This is a genomic window from Mesorhizobium sp. B4-1-3, from assembly GCF_006439355.1.
Taxonomy (GTDB): Bacteria; Pseudomonadota; Alphaproteobacteria; order Rhizobiales; family Rhizobiaceae; genus Mesorhizobium.
On sequence record NZ_VFTG01000005.1, the window covers coordinates 105,055 to 123,766 of the forward strand.

Below are 18,712 nucleotides of genomic sequence, written 5' to 3' on the forward strand. Positions count from 1 at the left end.
TCCTATTCAGCCGCCACGCGCGCCGGCGCGGGCTTGAAATCCTCGGGGAAATGCGTGATCGAGCTCATCACCGGGTAGGGCGTGAAGCCGCCCAGCGCGCAGAGCGATCCGAACTTCATGGTGTTGCAGAGGTCGGTGACCAGAGCGAGGTTCTTCTCCGCCTCGATGCCGGCGGCGACCTTGTCCAGAACCTCCACGCCACGTGTCGAGCCGATGCGGCAAGGGGTGCACTTGCCGCAGCTTTCGATGGCGCAGAACTCCATGGCGAAGCGCGCCTGCTTCATCATGTCGGCCGTATCGTCGAACACGGTGATACCGGCATGGCCGATCAGCCCGTCGCGCTTGGCGAATTCCTCGTAGTCGAAGGGCGTGTCGAACAAGGCGCGCGGGAAATAGGCGCCGAGCGGACCACCGACCTGGACCGCTTTCACCGGCCGCCCCGAAGCCGTGCCGCCGCCGATCTCGTCGACAATTTCGCCGAGCGTCAGGCCGAAGGCCGTCTCGAACAGGCCGCCATTCCGGACGTTGCCGGCGATCTGGATCGGAATCGTGCCGCGCGAGCGGCCCATGCCGAAATCCTTGTAGTAGGCGGCGCCCTTGTCCATGATGACAGGCACCGAGGCCAGGCTGATCACGTTGTTGATCACCGTCGGCTTGCCGAACAACCCTTGAATTGCCGGCAGCGGCGGCTTGGCGCGCACCACGCCGCGCTTTCCCTCGAGGCTGTTCAGGAGCGAGGTTTCCTCGCCGCAGACATAGGCGCCGGCGCCGACGCGGATTTCCATGTCGAAGGCGTTAGGGGAGCCCAGCACATTGAGGCCCAGCACACCCGCCTTGCGCGCGATCGCCACGGCCTTGTTCATCGTCGCCACCGCATGCGGATATTCCGAGCGGATATAGACGAAGCCCTTGGTCGCGCCGGTGGCGATGCCGGCAATCGCCATGCCTTCGATCAGCACGAACGGATCGCCTTCCATGATCATGCGGTCGGCGAAAGTGGCGCTGTCGCCCTCGTCGGCGTTGCAGACGATGTATTTCTGCGCGCCTGCCGTATCCAGCACCGTCTTCCACTTGATGCCGGTCGGAAAGCCTGCGCCGCCGCGGCCGCGCAGGCCGGATTCGGTAACCTGCTTCACGATGTCCGCAGGCGCTATCGCCACTGCATTCTGCAGGCCGCGCAGGCCGCCCAGCGACTTATAGGCATCGAGCGAAAGCGGATCGTTGATGCCGCAGCGCGCGAAGGTCAACCGCGTCTGCTTGGCGAAGAAGGGGATCTTATCGGGCGCGCCCAGCCAGCGCTTGTGGTGGCCGCCCTTGAGGAAGCCGCTGTCGAACAGGCTCTTGACGTCGGACGGCTTGACCGGCCCGTAGGCGACGCGGCCCTCGGCCGTGGCCACCTCGACCATCGGCTCCAGGAAATAGGCGCCGCGCGAGCCGTTGCGCACGATCTTGGCTTCGACGCCGCGCTCCTTCAGTTCCTTCTCGATCGCCCTGGCGACCTTTTCGGCACCGAGCGCCAGCGCGCCGGAGTCTGCCGGGATATAGATGCGCGGGATCATGAACGCACCTCCGCGACGATCTCTTCGATCTTCTCGTCGTCGAGCCGGCCGATGACTTCGCCGTCGAGCATCGCCGACGGCGAGCAGGCGCAAAGCCCGAGGCAGTAGACCGGCTCCAATGTAACCGATCCATCGCGCGCGGTCTCATGGAAATCGATGCCGAGCAGCTGCTTGACCTTGGCCGCGACCGCTTCCGAGCCCATCGACTGGCAGGCTTCCGCCTGGCAAAGCTTCAGCACGTGCCGTCCGGCCGGCTTGGCGCGGAAATCATGATAGAAGCTGACCACGCCGTGCACCTCGGCCCGCGACAGGTTCAGCCCATCGGCGATCACCGGCAGAGCGTCCTTCGGAACGTGCCCGAACTCTTCCTGTATGCTGTGCAGGATCGGCAGCAGCGGGCCTTCGAGGCCCTTCATCTCGTCAATGATCGCCGCCGTGCGCGACGCGATCTCGGTACTTGCGGCCTGCATGGTCACGCAGCGCCCTCCCTGGTCGTGGCGGCCAATGTATGTCACCTCAGCATATAGAGCGGTTTCGAGGCAACGACATGCATAGGCGCAATATCGCTAAGTCCTTACGAAATCAGAGGAAACCTCCGAAATCAATAAAGCGCTTCCGTTGCTTGATAGAAATTTTCTATCAAGATCCCGCGGCTCGCATGTCTAGCCTAGCGGTGGGCGCGGAAATCGTCCGCCAGCGCCATCGCCTCGTCCAGAAGCGCCTGCACCAGCGGCGTGTGCGGCTCGCGCGGCGCCGCCACCAGCCCGACGGTGTGGCTGGCATCCGGCTCGACGATCGGGATCGCCCGGATGGGCTCGGAAAAGCCGAATGTTTCCGCAAGGTTGAGCGGCATGATCGACGACCATTTGCCGGTCCTTATGTGCGAGAACAGGACTATCATCGAATTCGATTCCAGCGTCGGCCGCACCTGCACGCCGGCTTCCGCCAGATGCTGATCGATGATGCGGCGGTTCTGCATGTCCGGCGTCAAAAGGCAGAGCGGCAGATGGCTGATCTCGGCCCACGTCACTTTGTCGCGGTCGGAATAGGGGTTCCCGACTGCCGTGATCAGCTGGTAGCGCTCGTCATAGAGCGGCACGCTGGTGACGCGCCCCAGCGGCTCGTTGTCGAGATAGGTGATGCCGGCATCGACGTCGAAATTGCCGAGCAGCGACAGCACTTCGATGGATGTGCGCGACAGCACCGAAAAGGTGACGCCTGGATGCTTTTCGCGGAACGGCGTCGTCAGACGCGCCAGCATGGCGAGCGCCGTCGGGATTGCGGCGATGCGGATGCGCCCGGACAGGCCGTGGCGCGCCGCCCGCATCTCCTCGCGCATCGTGCGGGAGTCGCCGACGATGCGGCGCGCCCAGCCCAGCACCTGCTTGCCTTCCGGCGTCAGGCCCTGGAAACGCGAGCCGCGCAGCACCAGCATGACGCCCAGCTGCTCCTCGAGTTGCTTGATGCCGGCCGACAGCGTCGGCTGGGTGACGCCGCAGACTTCCGCGGCCCGGCCGAAATGCTCCTCCTTGGCCAGAGCGATGAAGAATTCCAGCTTGTCGATCATGCTATCCGATCCGCGGCGTTCAGCCCAAGGTCGGGGAAATCGCCTTGCTTCGCAAGACACATCCCCAATCGGGTCTCGTCCACATTTTTGAGCCGGCTATCTGTTTTCCCGCGCGGCGCGGGGCGCTATGTGGGGTAGGGCGGAGGCAAGGAGGGACAAGATGCTGGGCTGGTTTCACAAGCTGTTGCCGCGCGAGGATCGCTTCTTCGATCTGTTCGAGCGGCATTCGCGCACCGTGGTCGGCGGCGCCGAGGCCCTCGAGCAGCTTCTCCAGGGCAAGGACATCGACCGCTGGTGCCAGAAGATCGTCGATCTCGAAAACGAGGCCGACGGCATCACAGCCGAGGTCCTGCTTGCCGTCAGGCGCTCCTTCATCACCCCCTTCGACCGCGGCGACATCAAGGACCTGATCCAGTCGATGGATGACGCCATCGACATGATGCACAAGACCGTCAAGACAGTGAAACTGTTCGAAGTGAGGGAGTTCGACCCGCTGATGCAGGAAATGGGCGGGGTCATCGTCCAGGCTGCCCGGTTGGTCGCGGAGGCGATCCCTCTGCTCGGCAAGGTTGGCGCCAACGCGGCGCGCCTTAACGCCATCGCCGAGGAGGTGATGCGTGTCGAGGGCCGCGCCGACGATCTGCACGAGCAGGGCCTGAAGGACCTGTTCAAGCGGCACGGCCGCGGCGACGCCATGGCCTATCTGATCGGCTCGGAGATTTATGGCCAGCTGGAGAAAGTGGTCGACCGCTTCGAGGATGTCGCCAACGAGATCAGCGGCATCGTCATCGAGAACGTTTAGGCGATGGAAGCAACGATCGCTTTTCCCCTGCTGGTCGGCCTCGTCGCCGTGGCGCTGTTCTTCGATTTTCTCAACGGCCTGCACGATGCCGCCAATTCGATCGCGACCATCGTCTCCACCCGTGTGCTGAGGCCGCATTGCGCGGTGTTCTGGGCCGCGTTCTTCAATTTCATCGCTTTCCTGTTCTTCGGCTTGCATGTCGCCGAGACGGTGGGAAAAGGCATCGTCGACGCCAGCATCGTCACGCCGGCGGTGATCTTCGCGGCGCTCGTCGGGGCCATCGTCTGGAACATCGTCACCTGGGTCGCCGGCATTCCGTCGAGCAGCTCGCACGCGCTGATCGGTGGACTGGTCGGCGCCGGCGTCGCCAAGGCCGGAACCGGCGCCATCGTCTGGTCGGGACTCGGCAAGACGGTCGCGGCCATCGTGCTCTCGCCGGCGACCGGATTCGTGCTGGCGCTCGTCCTGGTTCTCATCGTCTCCTGGCTGTTCGTGCGCCAGACGCCGTTCGCCGTGGACAATACGTTTCGCGTGCTGCAGTTCTTTTCCGCCTCGCTCTATTCGCTTGGGCACGGCGGCAACGACGCGCAGAAGACCATGGGCATCATCGCCGTGCTGCTCTATTCGCAAGGCGCGCTCGGCCCGACTTTCCACGTGCCGCTTTGGGTGGTGCTGACCTGCCAGTCGGCGCTGGCGCTGGGCACGCTTCTCGGCGGCTGGCGCATCGTCCACACCATGGGATCGAAGATCACGCGGTTGAACCCCATGCAGGGTTTCTGCGCCGAGACCGGCGGCGCCATAACGCTTTTCGCCGCCACATGGCTCGGTGTCCCGGTCTCGACGACGCACACCATCACCGGCGCCATCATCGGCGTGGGTGCCGCCCGCCGCGTCTCGGCCGTGCGCTGGGGCATCGCCGGCAACATCGTCGTCGCCTGGGTGGTCACCTTGCCGGCGACGGCGGCGATCTCGGCGCTGACCTATCTCGCGACGCGATTGGCCGCATGAGGCGGCCTGGATCCGGGCCGCGTCACTATTCGCCCGCAAGGTTCAGGATATTGCCGTCGGGATCCTTGAACCAGGCGACCTTCATGCCGTAGCCGACATGGATGTCGCCCTCGAGCGTCAGGCCGGGCATGTCGTAATGCTCGAAAGTGACGCCCTTCGCTTTCAACGATTTGACGATCGGCTCGATCCGGTCGCCGACGGCCCACGTCACCGCCGTCGCCTTGTTGGTGCCGGCGAATTGCGAATGGTAGACGTTGATGAGCGTGTCGCCGCTCTTATAGACGACCAGTTCGCCGCCCATGTCGTCCACCTGGCTGAGACCTAGCGTTCCAGCATAGAAAGCCTTGGCCTTCTCCAAGTCCTTGACCGCGAGATTGGCAGTGGCGTTGCTGTTTGCGAGCATGGGTTTCTCCTTTCTCTGTCGGCTGCTCCGTTTTGGCCGCCGCGCCGGAAACCGGGAAAATAGGGTTGCGCCGTCTTCCGGCGACCGCAGCCTGCGCAATTGGCATCCGTCTGTCTGGAAGACGAAACGCGCCTGTGAAACCCGACAGGCGCGTGCAAGTTTTTGAAGGCATGTCGCTGCATATGTCGTTCCCAAGCTTGGTTCTCCCCGGGAACTGCATTATCTGACCCGGCAAACGCCTGGGAAAAAGCTCATGTCCATTACCAAGGAATCCGTTGTCGAGCGCCTGAAGACGGTGAACGGGCCGGACTTCACCGGCAACATCGTCGACCTCGGCATGGTCTCGGAGATCTTCATCGCCGATTCCAAGGTCTTCTTCTCGATCACCGTTCCCGCCGCGCGCGCCCAGGAACTGGAGCCGCTGCGCGCCGCCGCCGAGCGCGCAGTAAAGGCCATCCCCGGTGTCGTCAGCGCCGTCGTCGCGCTGACGGCGGAGAAGAAGGGCGGCGGCATGGAAGCGCCTGTACAGCCGCGTCCGGCGCCTCCGCGGCCCGCAACTCCGCCGCCGGCACAACGTCCCGCGCCGCACGCGCCCGCCTCGCAAAGCCACGGCAAGCGCGGCGTGCCCGGCATCGACGCCATCATTGCGGTCGCCTCCGGCAAGGGCGGCGTCGGCAAGTCGACCACGGCGGTCAACCTGGCGCTCGGCCTTGCCGCCAACGGGCTGAAGGTCGGCGTGCTCGATGCCGACATCTACGGCCCATCGATGCCCAGGCTGCTCAACATCCATGGCCGGCCGCAGACCGTCGACGGCAAGGTGCTGAAGCCGATGCAGAATTACGGCCTCAAGGTGATGTCGATGGGCTTCCTCGTCGACGAGGAGACGCCGATGATCTGGCGCGGCCCGATGGTGATGTCGGCGCTGACACAGATGCTGCGCGAGGTCGAGTGGGGCCCGCTCGACGTGCTGGTGGTCGACATGCCGCCCGGCACCGGCGACGCCCAGCTCACCATGGCCCAGCAGGTGCCGCTTGCCGGCGCCGTCATCGTCTCGACGCCGCAGGACCTGGCGCTGATCGATGCGCGCAAGGGCCTTAACATGTTCAAGAAGGTCGATGTGCCGCTGCTCGGCATCGTCGAGAATATGAGCTATTTCCTCGCCCCCGACACCGGCAAGCGCTATGACATTTTCGGCCATGGCGGCGCGCGTCGCGAGGCCGAGCGCCTCGGCGTCACCTTCCTCGGCGAGGTGCCGCTGGAAATGGGCATTCGCGAAAGCTCGGACGCCGGTGCGCCGGTCGTGGCCTCCCAGCCGGCGGGCGCAGAGGCGAAAATCTACCGCGACATCGCCTCGAAGGTCTGGGATCGGGTCCAGGAAGAGCGAGGCGCGGCCGAAGCCGCGGTGCCGAGCATCGTGTTCGAGTAATCCCTTTCTCCTGAAGGGTCAGGCGCCGACTTTCTCGCCGAAGGTCGAGAAGAACTGCCCGGCGAGCTTCTTCGATGTCGACTGGATCAGCCGGCTGCCGAGTTGCGCGATCTTGCCCCCGACCTCGGCCTTGGCTGCATATTTGAGCACTGTCGAGTCCGCCCCGTCGGCGGTCAGCGTCACGTCGGCGCCGCCCTTGGCGAAGCCGGCAATGCCGCCCTTGCCTTCGCCCTGGATGGTATAGGAATGCGGCGGCTTCAGGTTCTTCAGCGTCACTTCGCCGTTGAAGGTCGCCTTGATCGGGCCGATCTTCAGCACCACGGTCGCCGCCATCTCGGTGTCCGAGTTCTTTTCCAGGCTCTGGCAGCCGGGAATGGCCTCCCTCAGGATTTCCGGGTCGTTGAGGGCTTTCCACACTTTCTCGACCGGTGCGGCGATCCGCTCCTCGCCTTCGATCACCAAAGCCATCAAGACCTCCTCGATTTGCTGATGCCGATTGGTCGTAGCGCGCGGGCCGAAACAAGTCTATCGCACCAAAGTCCGGGTTCGGGCAGCGCCTGCCTCTTGCTTGAGCCCGCGCGTTGTCATATCGATTTGTCATACAAATACGGAGACCACCATGGCAGGCGCCCCCACCAAGAAGAAGAAATTTCGCTCCCAGGAGTGGTTCGACAATCCCGACAATCCGGGCATGACGGCGCTCTATCTCGAGCGCTATCTGAATTACGGCCTGACCCGCGCCGAGCTGATGTCGGGCAAGCCGCTGATCGGCATCGCGCAGACCGGTTCCGATCTTTCGCCCTGCAACCGGCATCACCTCGATCTCGCCAAGCGCGTGCGCGAAGGCATCGTCTCGATGGGCGGTATCCCCTTCGAGTTCCCATGCCACCCGATCCAGGAGACCGGCAAGCGCCCGACCGCCGCGCTCGACCGCAACCTTGCCTATCTCAGCCTCGTCGAGGTGCTCTACGGCTATCCGCTCGACGGCGTCGTGCTCACCATCGGCTGCGACAAGACCACGCCGGCGCTGCTGATGGCGGCTGCCACCGTCAACATTCCGGCGATCGCCCTGTCGGTCGGCCCCATGCTCAACGGCTGGCACAAGGGCAAGCGCACCGGCTCGGGCACCATCGTCTGGGAATCCCGGCAAAGGCTCTCGGCCGGCGAGATCAATTATGACGAGTTCATGGACATCGTCGCCTCTTCGGCGCCCTCGACGGGTTATTGCAACACCATGGGCACCGCCACCACGATGAACTCGCTGGCGGAAGCGCTCGGCATGCAACTGCCGGGCTCGGCCGCTATCCCAGCGCCCTATCGCGAGCGCGGCCAGATCGCCTACGAGACGGGCAAGCGCATCGTCGACATGGTGCATGAGGACCTGAAGCCGTCAGACATCATGACGCGCCAGGCCTTCGAGAACGCCATCGTCGTCAATTCGGCGATCGGCGGCTCCACCAATGCTCCGATCCACTTGAATGCCATTGCCCGCCATCTCGGCGTGCCGCTCGACAACGACGACTGGCAGAAGATCGGCCTCAACGTGCCGCTCCTCGTCAACCTGCAGCCGACGGGCGAGTATCTCGGCGAGGACTACCACCATGCCGGCGGCGTGCCGGCGGTCATTGCCGAATTGATGAAGGCCGGGCTCCTGCCGCATGCGGACGCGATCACGGCAAACGGCAAGACGATCGGCGACAATTGCAAGGATGCCGTCAACGAGAACCATGACGTGATCCGCAGCGCCGACAAGCCGCTGAAGGCCAATGCCGGCTTCATCAATCTCAAGGGCAACCTGTTCGATTCCGCCATCATGAAGACCAGCGGCATCTCGCCGGAATTCCGTGAGCGTTACCTCTCCAACCCGAACGATCCAGAGGCTTTCGAGGGCAACGCCATGGTCTTCGATGGGCCCGAGGACTACCACGCCCGCATCGACGATCCGGCGCAGGGCATCGACGAGCACACGATCCTGTTCATGCGCGGCGCCGGCCCCGTCGGCTATCCGGGCGGCGCCGAGGTGGTAAACATGCAGCCGCCGGCCTACCTGATCAAGAAGGGCATCCATTCTCTGGCCTGCATCGGCGACGGCCGCCAGTCCGGCACGTCCGGCTCGCCGTCGATCCTCAACGCCTCGCCGGAGGCGGCGGTCGGCGGCGGCCTGGCGCTGCTTAAGACCGGCGACCGCGTCCGCATCGACCTGAAAAAGGCCACGGCCAACATTCTGATCAGCGACGAGGAACTCGCCAGGCGACGGGCCGAGCTCGAAAGCAATGGCGGCTATCACTACCCCAAGCACCAGACGCCTTGGCAGGAGATCCAGCGCGGCATAGTCGACCAGTTCTCGGCCGGCATGGTACTGAAGCCTGCGGTGAAATACCAGGACGTCGCCCATACCAGCGGCGTGCCGCGCGACAATCACTGATCGTGTAGCTGGCTAAATAATGAGGACGGCTCGCCACCGGCGGGCCGTCCTTTTTATGCCCTTGTTTCGGCCACGCTCAGCCCACAGATAAGGTCGATCCCGGCAGGCTGCGAAGGGCAGAGACTATTTTGGCGAAACGGCGTTCTTCCCTTGGCTTCCTCGGCATGTTCGGCCGTTCCAGCGATCTGCGCCAGCTCGACGAGGCGTTACGCGTGGCCGATCTGCATCCGGCCCTGGTGCCGGAAGGCGTCAAGCTCACCATCCTCAATCTGATGAACGACCGCTGGCCCGACGAGCCGCCGGCGGACGCCTATCGATCCGTGGCGCAGCTCTGCGGCTATTGCGTCGCCGGGCCGCAGGTATTCGAGCAGGCCAATGGCCGTGAGTCGACTTTGGCGGTCGAGCGCCGCATCGAGGCGGCACTCGAGGCCGGCGACAGTTTTGATGCGCGGATCGTGCTGATGACGCTGCACGCCAAGCTGATCAACCCAGAAGTGGTTGAACGCTACGAGTTGAGGGCCGATTGACCGGCAGGTAGGAGACGAGCACCGGAAGCGCAGGAGACCGCCATTTGCAGGCCGGCCTCACCCGAATATCGATGTCTCCTAGCCGCCCATCTTGCTGCGCGGCAACTTAATCATCTCGCCGAAGCGGGCGCGCAATTTGTCGTCGAGCAGGCGCGAGACATGGCGCGGGAAACGCTCGGCAAGCACGCGCTTCTTCTCCGCGATCGCCCGCGACAGGATATCGGGCCGGCCCTTTTCGTTCCATTCCTTGGGCGAGAACCGGTCGCCGACGGCGGGATAGAAATATTCGGTCTGCATCAGCTTCAGCGTCTGGTCGTTGCCGAGATAATGCCCGGGACCCTTGAGGCAGACATCGGCGATCGTGTCGATCGACAGCGCGTCGTCGGTCACTTCGATGCCGCGCACGCAGCGCAGGCAATGTCCGAGCATGTCGTTGTCGATGATCAGGCTTTCCAGGCAGAAGCCGAGCAGCGAGGCATGCATGCCCGCCGATTCATAGACCAGGTTCAGGCCGGACAAGCCCGCCATGACATTGGTGATGCCCTTCTCGTAGCCGGCCTGGATGTCGGGCAGCTTGGAGTCCGACATGCCGGCGGCCGAGCCGCCGGGCAGATCGTAATATTGCGCCATCTGCGCGCAGGCCGCGGTCAGCACCGCTTGCTCGGCCGAGCCGCCGGACATGGCGCCGGTGCGCAGGTCGGAGACGAACGGCCAGGTGCCGAAGATCGCCGGATGCCCAGGCTTGATCGCATTGACATAGACCAGGCCCATCAGCACTTCCGCCACCGCCTGCACGACGGCGCCGGCAATCGCCGCCGGTGCGGTGGCGCCGGCCTGGCCGGCGGAAAGCAGCAGGATCGGAATGCCGCCTTCGACGCAGGCTTCGAGCACGCCGCAGGCGTCCTCGGCGAACTTCATCGGCGGCACGACGAAGCAATTCGAATTCGACACGAATGGCCGCGCCCGGAAATTCTCCTCGCCGCCGGCGATCGCATAGAGCATTTCCAGCGCCGACTTAACGTTCTCGCGTACCGTAAACGAGGTGCCGACATGCTTGGAGGTCCCCATCACGCAGGCATAGAGCGTGTTGAAATCCATATCGAGCGGGTCGGGAATGTCGCGCGGCACCATGGTGCGCTGGAAGAAATGGATGTTGTCCAGCCCGTCGACGAGACGGGCGGCGTCGTAGAGATCCTGCAGCAGCGATTCGCGATATTCGCGCTTCTCGACATCGACCAGATGCACCGCCGCGCCCGCCGTGCCGTAGTGCACGCGTTTGCCTTGGATCAACATGTCGTGCTTCGGATCCTGGCCGTAGAGGGTGAAGTTGCGCGCCGCCTTCTTGATCGTGTCCAGCACGAGCGCGCGAGGCAACCGGATGCGGCCGTCGTCGCCATAGATGCCGCCGACCCGGGTCAGCGCCTCGATGCAGGAGGGGATGGCGTTGGCGAAGCCGACCGTCTCCAGGAGGGTCAGCACCGCTTCGTGGATGCGTTCCCGGTCGTTCTGGCTCAATGGGCCATAGCTGCCGCCTTCAAGCCCCGATCGCACCGGACGGATATCGTCGGCCAAGGGCGCCGCCCGCATTGCGCGGCGCGCTTCGCGCCCGCCGGACCGCCGCGAACGCTGGTCCGACGACGATTCCTGCTTCTCGAGAGCCACTGACATGGAAGCACTCCACCTTTGTCTTGTCTGCGAGGCGGCACGCGGCGGTTGGTCCACCATCGGCTTGCCTCATCCCCTTCTGGCCCCGACTATGCCGCCGGCATTGGTACAGCCTATGGGCCAAGCAATCCCGTCGAATATGCCAGAGTGCTAAAGCGGCAAGCATACGCCCAAATGAAAAAGAGCCGGCACTGCGCCGGCTCTTTTCAGGACGTCTGTGGCGATCAGGCGGCCGCGGGCCTGCGGCCGGCGGCGGTGGCGAGTTCGCGGATGCCCGGCTCGATATGCTGCAGCGAGATCGAGGAGATGCCCAAGCGCATGAAACGAGAGGGCTTTTCGCTGCGATCGAAGAACCGGTCGCCGGGTTCGATGATGACGCTGCGCGAAGCGGCCGCTTCCGCCAGGCCGCGTGAATCAGTGCCCCGCGGCCCTTCCAGCCAGAGCGATGTGCCGCCCGCCGAGTCGGTCGAACGCCACTCTGGCAAGAAGGCGGAAATCGCATGGACCAGACGCTTGCGCCGTTCGTCGAAGGCGGCGGAAAGCCTGCGCACCAGGGCCTCGTGGTGGCCGAGCGACAGGAACAGCGCGACGGCGCGCTGGTTGTTCGCCGGCGGGTGCCTCAGCATGAAGCGGCGCAGCGCGCGAAGCTCGGCGATCAGCCCCGCCGAAGCCACGATGTAGCCAAGCCTCAGGCCCGGAGCCAGCGTCTTCGACATCGAACCGACATAGATGACGCGGCCGGAGCGGTCGAGGCTCTTCAGCGCCTGCTGCGGCGCCTCATCGAGCAGCTGGCTGTCATAGCCGTCCTCGATGATGATCTGGTTGTTGCGGTTGGCGCGCGCCAGAAGGTCCTGCCGACGTTCCGCCGACAGCGGCACCATGGTCGGGCAGTGGTGGCTCGGCGTTACGAAGACGAAGCCGGAATCGCTGGGGATCGACGAAGTCACGATGCCCGACTGGTCGACCGGAACCGGCTGGATGTCGGCGCCGGCCAGCCGGAAGATCGAACGCGCATCCGGGTAGCCCGGATCCTCCATCGCCACTTTCGAGCCCTTGGTCATCAACAGCGAGGCGAGCATGTAGAGCGCGTTCTGCGCGCCCAGCGTCACGATGATCTCGTCCGGGTTGGCGAAGATGCCGCGGCGCGGCAGGAGCCTGGCCTGGATCTGCTCGATCAGCAGCGGATCGTCGCGGTCCACCATGTCGGATGCCCAGTTGCGGATCTCCAGCACAGCCAGCGCCATGCGGTTGCATTCGCGCCATTCGGCGGTAGGGAACAGCGCCGGATCGAACTGGCCGTAGACGAACGGATAGGAGGACTTGATCCAGTTGTCGTGCTTGGCCGGCGGCGGCATGTCGCTTGCGGCGATCTGCCGGCGCGCCTTCCAGTCGATCTCGTTCTGCTGGTCGGGCGCCTTCTGATGCGGCTTGGAGGGGGTGGCCAGCACGTCAGGGTTGACGAAATGGCCGCGCCGCTCGCGCGCCACCAGGAAGCCCTGGTCGACCAGCTGCTGGAAGGCGAGCACCACCGTGCCGCGGGCAACCCCAAGTTTTTCCGCGAGAATTCGGCACGACGGCAGCGGCATCGAGGCGGCGATCTGTCGGTCGAGAATGGCCGCGACGATCGCTTGGCGGATCTGCGCCTGGAGGGTTTGGCCGGATTCAGCCGAAATCCGGAACAGGCCGGACCATATGGCCGTGTCATTGCGCTGTGGCATGGGAAATCTTCCTCGGAGGGCCAGCTGTTTTCACTTGGCTGGACCAGTGGAGTGTATGGGTGGCATAAGGGGTTGCGCCAATCAATTTTTCTGATCGCTGGGATTTATGCCAGTGATCTATCAGGCGCGACGCGAAGCGTCGTCGCCGCGCGTTTAAGGCGCGACGTGCAGCGTCGTCGCCACTGGGGCCCCGCCCAGCGCTGTGCGCCAGCATCGTCGCCCGCAACGCGCAGCGTCGTCGCGCCGAAATTCCCGCACCTTCACCGCCCGATACCGCCCTCATCAAAGCGTGATGCAGTGCGGCAAAGCCGCGCTTGAACGAAATGGAATTCGGCTCGATAGAATGACGCGCCGACACGCGCCGGAAACATCCGGCCTGTTAAAATGGTCTAAAACCCGCCAGGAGCCCGCCAGTGGACCAGTCATCCTTCGACAAGCAACTTGCCGCCTTGCGCGACCAGCGCGCGGCGGCCAAGGGCTCGATGCGCGAGGCCTTCGCCGCCGATCCCAAGCGCTTCGAGACATTTTCCGCCACCGATGGCGACCTTCTGCTCGACTGGTCGAAATGCGCCGTCGACACAGATACGATGACGATGTTGGAAAAGCTGGGGGGGGCGGCCGATCTCGCGGGGCGCCGCGCCGCGATGTTCGAAGGCAAGAAGATCAACATCACCGAGAACCGCGCCGTGCTGCACACTGCGCTGCGCAACCTGACCGGCAAGAGCGTGATCGTCGACGGCCAGGACACCAAGGCCGATGTGATCGCCGTGCTCGACGCCATGGGCGCTTTCGCCGACGCCATCCGATCCGGCGAGGCGCTGGGTGCCACCGGCAAGAAGATCACCGACATCGTCAATATCGGCATCGGCGGCTCCGATCTCGGCCCGGCAATGGTGACGCTGGCGCTCGCCCCCTACCATGACGGGCCGCGCGCGCACTACGTCTCCAATGTCGACGGTGCGCATATCCATGACACGCTGAAGGGCCTGTCCGCGGAAACGACCCTGTTCATCGTCGCCTCCAAGACCTTCACCACGGTCGAGACGATGACGAATGCGCAGACCGCGCGCGACTGGGTGCAGAAGGCGCTGGGCAAGGAAGCGGTCGGCAAGCATTTCGCCGCCGTCTCGACCGCGCTCGACCTCGTGGCGAAGTTCGGCATCGAGCAGGACCGCGTCTTCGGCTTCTGGGACTGGGTCGGCGGGCGCTATTCGGTCTGGAGCGCCATCGGCCTGCCGGTGATGATTTCCGTGGGCCCGCGCAACTTCCGTGCCTTCCTCGACGGCGCGCATGAGATGGACGAGCATTTCCGCTCGGCACCCATGCAGAAGAACCTTCCGGTGCTTCTGGGGCTGATCGGCTGGTGGCATCGCGTCGTCTGCAAATACCCGGCCCGCGCCGTCATCCCATACGACCAGCGCCTGTCGCGCCTGCCGGCCTACCTGCAGCAGCTCGACATGGAATCGAACGGCAAGAGCGTCACGCTGGACGGCTTCGCCGCCGCCACGCCGACCGGCCCGCTGGTCTGGGGTGAGCCCGGCACCAATGGCCAGCATGCCTTCTTCCAGCTCCTGCACCAGGGCACCGACTTCATCCCAGTCGAGTTCCTCGCCGCCGCGGTCGGTCACGAGCCCGAATTGAAGCATCAGCATGATCTCCTGCTCGCCAACTGCCTGGCGCAGTCGGAGGCCTTCATGAAGGGGCGTACGCTGGAAGAGGCGCGCGCGCAGATGCTGGCCAAGGGCATGAAGCCGGCCGATGTCGACAGGATCGCGCCGCACCGGGTCTTCTCCGGCAACCGCCCGTCGCTCACCATCCTCTACCGCAAGCTCGATCCGCGCACATTGGGCCGCATAATCGCGCTCTATGAGCATCGCGTCTTCGTCGAGGGCACGCTGTTCAACATCAATTCCTTCGACCAATGGGGCGTCGAACTCGGCAAGGAACTGGCGACGGGCCTGCTGCCTGTCGTTGAAGGCAAGGAGACTGCCGCAAACCGCGACGCCTCGACTGCCGGACTGGTGGCTCATATCCACCAATTGCGTGGTGCGGAGTAAACGGATTGGCGGATATCAGGGGAATATTGTTCGACAAGGACGGCACGCTTGTCGACTTCAACGCAACCTGGCTCGGCATAGCCGACTTCATGGCGATGGACGCCGCCGAGGGCGACCGCTGGAAGGCCGACCGGCTGCTTGCCGCGGCCGGCTTCGACTTCGTCACCAAGCGCTTCAAGCCCGATTCGATCTTCGCCTCCGGTTCGAACATGGACGTCGTCGAACTCTGGTTCCCGCGTCTGTCCGATGAGGACCAGATGCGTGCGGTTTCCCGATTCAACGAGATCACCTCGGCGCAAGGGTCGGCCATGGCGGTGGCGCTGCCCGGAATTGTTGACTCGCTGCGGACCTTGCATAATCGATCCTATCGGATGGGCGTTGCCACAAACGATTCCACGAGCGGCGCCGAGAAGACGCTGGCCACGCTCGGCATCGCGCAGCTCTTCGATGCGGCGTTCGGCTACGACGCCGTTGCCAATTCCAAGCCCGCGCCCGACACGGTCGTCGCTTTCTGCGACCTGACCGGGTTGAAGCCCGGCGAGGTCGCCATGGTCGGTGACAATCGCCACGATCTCGAAATGGCGCGCGCCGGCGGCTGTGGTCTGGCGGTGGGCGTGCTCTCCGGCACCGGCACGCGCGACTCGCTGGCGCCGATGGCAGACATCGTTCTGGAGTCCGTCGCCGACCTGCCGGATTTCCTTGCCACGCGGGTGAACGTGCCGGCCGGTTAGACCTGCCGCCGTCTCAGAAAAACGCCTCAACCCGGCATTCTCCGATGCGACTGCTTCTTGGCCCGATTGCCGCAGCTGTTCATCTCACACCATCGTCGCGAACCGTTTTTCGTGCGATCTATGAAAAGCCAACGGCAGTCGTGCGGCGGGCATTGTTTGAGACGCGACAGTTCGTCGCCGCGAAGCAAATCGAGGGCCGACCACGCGATTGCCCCGGTGATGCGGTTGAGATCTCGAAAATGCAACGACACCGGCAATCCGGCTAGCGCGGCGGTTCTGAGTGCCTCGGCTGCGTATTTTCGGATGGTGTCGAGCGCGGCAGCGGGAGGTTCGCCGCCGTGAGCGATTGCGGAGCCGGCGTCGCTTACAGCGCGGCGAAGCGCGAGAACGTCTTTGACCACAGCCTTGTGGTCGGCCGAAGGCAGGGCGAAGTCATTGTCGATCAGGCCGGTTTGCCTCGACCATGCCAGGATGTCCGCCGCCGTCGCGAGGTGGTCAATTTCCCGGTCCGTGCCTCGCCGACTGATCGTGTTCGCTAGGTCAAGGGCCAGGTTGCCCGCGATGCGATGGGGAAACGACATTGGCGACGGCCTTCATTTCCTCGCTGGGTCGGTGCTGTCGTGTCCAAACAACGCCAATCCTGCCGCTACCAACAACAGCGCGGCGCCGCCAATCTCGGCCGCTCCGACCTTTTCGCCGAAGAGCCAAACGCCTACGGCCAGGGCGACGATGGGCGATATGAAGGCGTAGAGCCCGGCGCGGGCAGTGCCCCATTGTTCAAGCAGGCGCAGATAGATCGTGTAGGCTACGATGGTTCCGAGGAGGGAAAGAAACAACAGGCTGGCCGTAGCCGGAGCGACGTCGATTTTTTCTGGCAGCGTCGCCGAAACCTCGCCCAAAAAGAACGAGATAACGATCAGCGCCGCGCCGCCGAGAATGGCGTGGATCGCGGTGAGCGTCAGGGGCCTGATCGGGCCGATCAGCGGCCGCGCAATAACGCTCCCCGCGCAGTAGCATGCCGTGCCGCCTACGATAGCGGCAAGCCCCAATCCGTTTCCGGATTCCTGCTCGACAAGACGCGTCCAGAAGAGGCCAAGGAGGCCTGTGCAGCCGAGCGCCAGCGCCAGGCCGTGGCGCCAGGTGGGTTGCTCTTCTCCGAGGAGGACCGCCAAGCCAAACAGAAGCACCGGAACCAGCGCGAGATTGACCAAGCCGGATAGGCCGGACGGGACCGTTTGCATGCCCCAGAACAGCAGTCCGTAGGTTCCGGCATTCGTCAGCAGGGCCGATATGATGATTCGCATCGGCCGGCCTTCCGCGAAGGCCGTAAAGGCTCCCTGTGTCCAAAATGCGAGGATTCCCGCAGTCAGCAGATAGCGCAGCCCCGCCAAAAGGATCGGGGGAACACCCGCATCCAGGCCGATCTTGACGGCCGCCCAGGTCAGCCCCCAGATCAGCGCCATGAGGCCGAACAGGGTGAGATTGCTCATGACGGCAACCTCAGCGCAGATCCTGATCGTCGACGAGGATGCGGTGGATCTCGATGCGCTCGGGCAGTTCGATGAGAAATTCGGCGTCGCGGTCGAGATGATGGACCTTGATCGGGTCGCCCTTTGTGAAGGCGGTCATCGCCTCGATGTCGGGCCAGTAGGAGATGGTCGTGAACCAGGTCTCCTCTTCCCGGTCCTCCCGAAAAAGCTGGACGCCGAGCGCAACCTGCTGAAGCGGAGGAATGCCTTCTGCCTTCAGATAAGGCTCGTAGCTGTTCGCGACGTCGCGACGGGTGCGACCGCGCCAGATGCGTGCGATGGTTGGTTTCGTCGCCATGTTTGTCTCCTTGGGTCTTTGATTCGCAGAGAGCCGTGTTTACGGCAGCGTTCGCGAGAGGAAGTCGCGCACCAGCTGCAGGGCTTCCTCGAAATGTGTTTCCAACGGCCAATGCCCGGCATCGTCGAGGATGTGGAGTTCCGCATCCGGGAGGTCTCGCCGATAGGCGAGCGCCGACTGCTCGGGCATGTAGCCGTCCTGCGGTCCCCACACGATCAGCGTCGGCGGTCGGTGCTCGCGCAGATAAAATTGGTATCGCGGGAACCATTCGATGTTCTGTTCGAGCTTTTCCATCAGCCGTACCGACACCGCCTTCCGGATACCTGTGTTCATCAGCGGCCAATGCAGCTTCCACAGATCGGGAGGGACGCGGCTGGCGACTTCCTCAGAGACCTCGCCGATGAACTCCTTGCGGAATCCCTGCTCGCTCACCGCCTCCTCGAGCGGACGATGCCTGTCAACCGATTTGTCCGCCCACCAGGCTTTGATCGTGTCGTATTTCGGCCCGAGCACGTCCTCATAGATGTCGCCGTTCTGGATGATCAGCGCCGCGATCCTGTCGGGATGCGCTATCGCGTGACGGAGGCCGATCTGAGAACCATAATCATGGAGCCATAGCGCATAACGCTCCAGATGCAGCGCATCGGCAACGTCAGCCAGAACGCCGGCATAAGCCTTGAAATCATAGTCGAACTCGGCGGGGTCCGGTGTGTCGCTGTAGCCGAATCCAGGCCAGTCGAATGCTACCGTTCGCCAGCGATCGGCCAGCCCCGGCATCAGGCGTCTGAACTGTAAGACGAGCACGGGTAGCCATGCGGCAAAAGAAGGACGGGAGCATCGAGCGGTCCTGCTTCCCGCAGGAATATCGTGTGGTCGCCGATCTTTGATCGACGGTGATGTGTGTCGTGGATATCCATGACTGCTCCGTCTCTTCGTTCTATTCGCTAGAACTGGTAAAACGGGTTTAGATGGTTCCTGTTCCGAGCTTTGCTCGCGG

General features: G+C 64.1%; 17 protein-coding genes and 1 pseudogene. 7 read left to right on the plus strand and 11 right to left on the minus strand.

The window, feature by feature from the left end; all coding sequences use genetic code 11:
• Positions 1-2: 2 nt before the first annotated feature.
• The 3 genes from FJW06_RS09320 to FJW06_RS09330 all read right to left on the minus strand — a co-directional run bounded on the left by FJW06_RS09320 (position 3) and on the right by FJW06_RS09330 (position 3,126).
• On the minus strand, positions 3-1,559 hold the full coding sequence (locus FJW06_RS09320) for an NADH-quinone oxidoreductase subunit NuoF (protein ID WP_140750841.1): 1,557 nt from the start codon (positions 1,557-1,559) through the stop codon (positions 3-5).
• The gene (locus FJW06_RS09325; protein WP_140543094.1) at positions 1,556-2,035 is read right to left on the minus strand and encodes a formate dehydrogenase subunit gamma; all 480 of its coding nucleotides are present in this window, start codon (positions 2,033-2,035) and stop codon (positions 1,556-1,558) included. Before FJW06_RS09325 ends, FJW06_RS09320 begins: the two co-directional genes overlap by 4 nt.
• Positions 2,036-2,226: 191 nt before the next feature.
• Entirely contained in the window at positions 2,227-3,126 is a 900-nt protein-coding gene (locus FJW06_RS09330; protein WP_140750843.1) for a LysR family transcriptional regulator, read from the minus strand.
• A 160-nt stretch (positions 3,127-3,286) separates the two neighbouring features.
• On the opposite strand from FJW06_RS09330, the gene FJW06_RS09335 reads away from it, so the two are divergent.
• Complete coding sequence (locus tag FJW06_RS09335) at positions 3,287-3,928, plus strand: DUF47 domain-containing protein (protein WP_140750845.1); 642 nt, start codon at positions 3,287-3,289, stop codon at positions 3,926-3,928.
• A 3-nt stretch (positions 3,929-3,931) separates the two neighbouring features.
• Positions 3,932-4,936 (plus strand): inorganic phosphate transporter, encoded by a 1,005-nt coding sequence (locus tag FJW06_RS09340; RefSeq protein WP_140750847.1) that lies wholly within the window; start codon positions 3,932-3,934, stop codon positions 4,934-4,936.
• A 25-nt stretch (positions 4,937-4,961) separates the two neighbouring features.
• On the opposite strand, the gene FJW06_RS09345 is transcribed toward FJW06_RS09340, so the two are convergent.
• On the minus strand, positions 4,962-5,339 hold the full coding sequence (locus FJW06_RS09345) for a VOC family protein (RefSeq protein ID WP_140750849.1): 378 nt from the start codon (positions 5,337-5,339) through the stop codon (positions 4,962-4,964).
• Positions 5,340-5,592: 253 nt separating this feature from the next.
• On the opposite strand from FJW06_RS09345, the gene FJW06_RS09350 reads away from it, so the two are divergent.
• Positions 5,593-6,765 (plus strand): Mrp/NBP35 family ATP-binding protein, encoded by a 1,173-nt coding sequence (locus FJW06_RS09350; protein ID WP_140750851.1) that lies wholly within the window; start codon positions 5,593-5,595, stop codon positions 6,763-6,765.
• 18 nt (positions 6,766-6,783) lie between these two features.
• Here FJW06_RS09350 and FJW06_RS09355 read toward each other — a convergent pair whose 3' ends face one another.
• A complete protein-coding gene (locus tag FJW06_RS09355; RefSeq protein WP_140750853.1) occupies positions 6,784-7,233 on the minus strand; it encodes a carbon monoxide dehydrogenase subunit G in 450 nt (149 codons plus the stop codon).
• Positions 7,234-7,384: 151 nt separating this feature from the next.
• Between FJW06_RS09355 and FJW06_RS09360 the strand changes: the two genes are divergently transcribed.
• Together FJW06_RS09360 and FJW06_RS09365 are read left to right on the plus strand one after the other, a co-directional pair.
• Complete coding sequence (locus FJW06_RS09360) at positions 7,385-9,190, plus strand: IlvD/Edd family dehydratase (protein ID WP_140750855.1); 1,806 nt, start codon at positions 7,385-7,387, stop codon at positions 9,188-9,190.
• Between the two features lie 128 nt (positions 9,191-9,318).
• The gene (locus tag FJW06_RS09365; RefSeq protein WP_140750857.1) at positions 9,319-9,717 is read left to right on the plus strand and encodes a hypothetical protein; all 399 of its coding nucleotides are present in this window, start codon (positions 9,319-9,321) and stop codon (positions 9,715-9,717) included.
• A 78-nt stretch (positions 9,718-9,795) separates the two neighbouring features.
• Here FJW06_RS09365 and FJW06_RS09370 read toward each other — a convergent pair whose 3' ends face one another.
• Together FJW06_RS09370 and FJW06_RS09375 are read right to left on the minus strand one after the other, a co-directional pair.
• Complete coding sequence (locus tag FJW06_RS09370) at positions 9,796-11,385, minus strand: trimethylamine methyltransferase family protein (RefSeq protein WP_140750859.1); 1,590 nt, start codon at positions 11,383-11,385, stop codon at positions 9,796-9,798.
• 221 nt (positions 11,386-11,606) lie between these two features.
• Complete coding sequence (locus tag FJW06_RS09375) at positions 11,607-13,100, minus strand: PLP-dependent aminotransferase family protein (RefSeq protein ID WP_140750862.1); 1,494 nt, start codon at positions 13,098-13,100, stop codon at positions 11,607-11,609.
• 413 nt (positions 13,101-13,513) lie between these two features.
• Here FJW06_RS09375 and pgi point away from each other — a divergent pair, with 413 nt between their 5' ends.
• Positions 13,514-15,157 carry a glucose-6-phosphate isomerase gene (gene pgi / locus FJW06_RS09380; RefSeq protein WP_140750864.1) on the plus strand — a complete coding sequence of 548 codons (1,644 nt, stop codon included), beginning with the start codon at positions 13,514-13,516 and terminating at the stop codon, positions 15,155-15,157.
• Between the two features lie 5 nt (positions 15,158-15,162).
• Positions 15,163-15,888 carry an HAD family hydrolase gene (locus FJW06_RS09385; protein WP_140750866.1) on the plus strand — a complete coding sequence of 242 codons (726 nt, stop codon included), beginning with the start codon at positions 15,163-15,165 and terminating at the stop codon, positions 15,886-15,888.
• A gap of 26 nt (positions 15,889-15,914) precedes the next feature.
• Here FJW06_RS09385 and FJW06_RS09390 read toward each other — a convergent pair whose 3' ends face one another.
• From FJW06_RS09390 to FJW06_RS09405, 4 genes and pseudogenes are all read right to left on the minus strand, one after another.
• The gene (locus tag FJW06_RS09390; RefSeq protein WP_140750868.1) at positions 15,915-16,469 is read right to left on the minus strand and encodes an ABATE domain-containing protein; all 555 of its coding nucleotides are present in this window, start codon (positions 16,467-16,469) and stop codon (positions 15,915-15,917) included.
• Positions 16,470-16,481: 12 nt separating this feature from the next.
• Complete coding sequence (locus FJW06_RS09395) at positions 16,482-17,378, minus strand: EamA family transporter (RefSeq protein WP_140750870.1); 897 nt, start codon at positions 17,376-17,378, stop codon at positions 16,482-16,484.
• A 10-nt stretch (positions 17,379-17,388) separates the two neighbouring features.
• Positions 17,389-17,715 (minus strand): hypothetical protein, encoded by a 327-nt coding sequence (locus tag FJW06_RS09400; RefSeq protein ID WP_040993861.1) that lies wholly within the window; start codon positions 17,713-17,715, stop codon positions 17,389-17,391.
• A gap of 39 nt (positions 17,716-17,754) precedes the next feature.
• Positions 17,755-18,632, minus strand: a pseudogene (locus FJW06_RS09405) (alpha/beta hydrolase).
• Between the last annotated feature and the right edge of the window lie 80 nt (positions 18,633-18,712).

Excerpts from the sequence above, each read along its gene's own strand:
- FJW06_RS09350 (WP_140750851.1), top strand. The coding sequence starts at position 5,593 with ATGTCCATTACCAAGGAATCCGTTGTCGAGCGCCTGAAGACGGTGAAC.
- FJW06_RS09340 (WP_140750847.1), top strand. The coding sequence starts at position 3,932 with ATGGAAGCAACGATCGCTTTTCCCCTGCTGGTCGGCCTCGTCGCCGTG.
- FJW06_RS09320 (WP_140750841.1), bottom strand. The coding sequence starts at position 1,559 with ATGATCCCGCGCATCTATATCCCGGCAGACTCCGGCGCGCTGGCGCTC.
- FJW06_RS09335 (WP_140750845.1), top strand. The coding sequence starts at position 3,287 with ATGCTGGGCTGGTTTCACAAGCTGTTGCCGCGCGAGGATCGCTTCTTC.
- FJW06_RS09400 (WP_040993861.1), bottom strand. The coding sequence starts at position 17,715 with ATGGCGACGAAACCAACCATCGCACGCATCTGGCGCGGTCGCACCCGT.
- FJW06_RS09345 (WP_140750849.1), bottom strand. The coding sequence starts at position 5,339 with ATGCTCGCAAACAGCAACGCCACTGCCAATCTCGCGGTCAAGGACTTG.
- FJW06_RS09355 (WP_140750853.1), bottom strand. The coding sequence starts at position 7,233 with ATGGCTTTGGTGATCGAAGGCGAGGAGCGGATCGCCGCACCGGTCGAG.
- FJW06_RS09360 (WP_140750855.1), top strand. The coding sequence starts at position 7,385 with ATGGCAGGCGCCCCCACCAAGAAGAAGAAATTTCGCTCCCAGGAGTGG.
- FJW06_RS09375 (WP_140750862.1), bottom strand. The coding sequence starts at position 13,100 with ATGCCACAGCGCAATGACACGGCCATATGGTCCGGCCTGTTCCGGATT.
- FJW06_RS09370 (WP_140750859.1), bottom strand. The coding sequence starts at position 11,385 with ATGTCAGTGGCTCTCGAGAAGCAGGAATCGTCGTCGGACCAGCGTTCG.
- FJW06_RS09395 (WP_140750870.1), bottom strand. The coding sequence starts at position 17,378 with ATGAGCAATCTCACCCTGTTCGGCCTCATGGCGCTGATCTGGGGGCTG.
- FJW06_RS09390 (WP_140750868.1), bottom strand. The coding sequence starts at position 16,469 with ATGTCGTTTCCCCATCGCATCGCGGGCAACCTGGCCCTTGACCTAGCG.
- FJW06_RS09330 (WP_140750843.1), bottom strand. The coding sequence starts at position 3,126 with ATGATCGACAAGCTGGAATTCTTCATCGCTCTGGCCAAGGAGGAGCAT.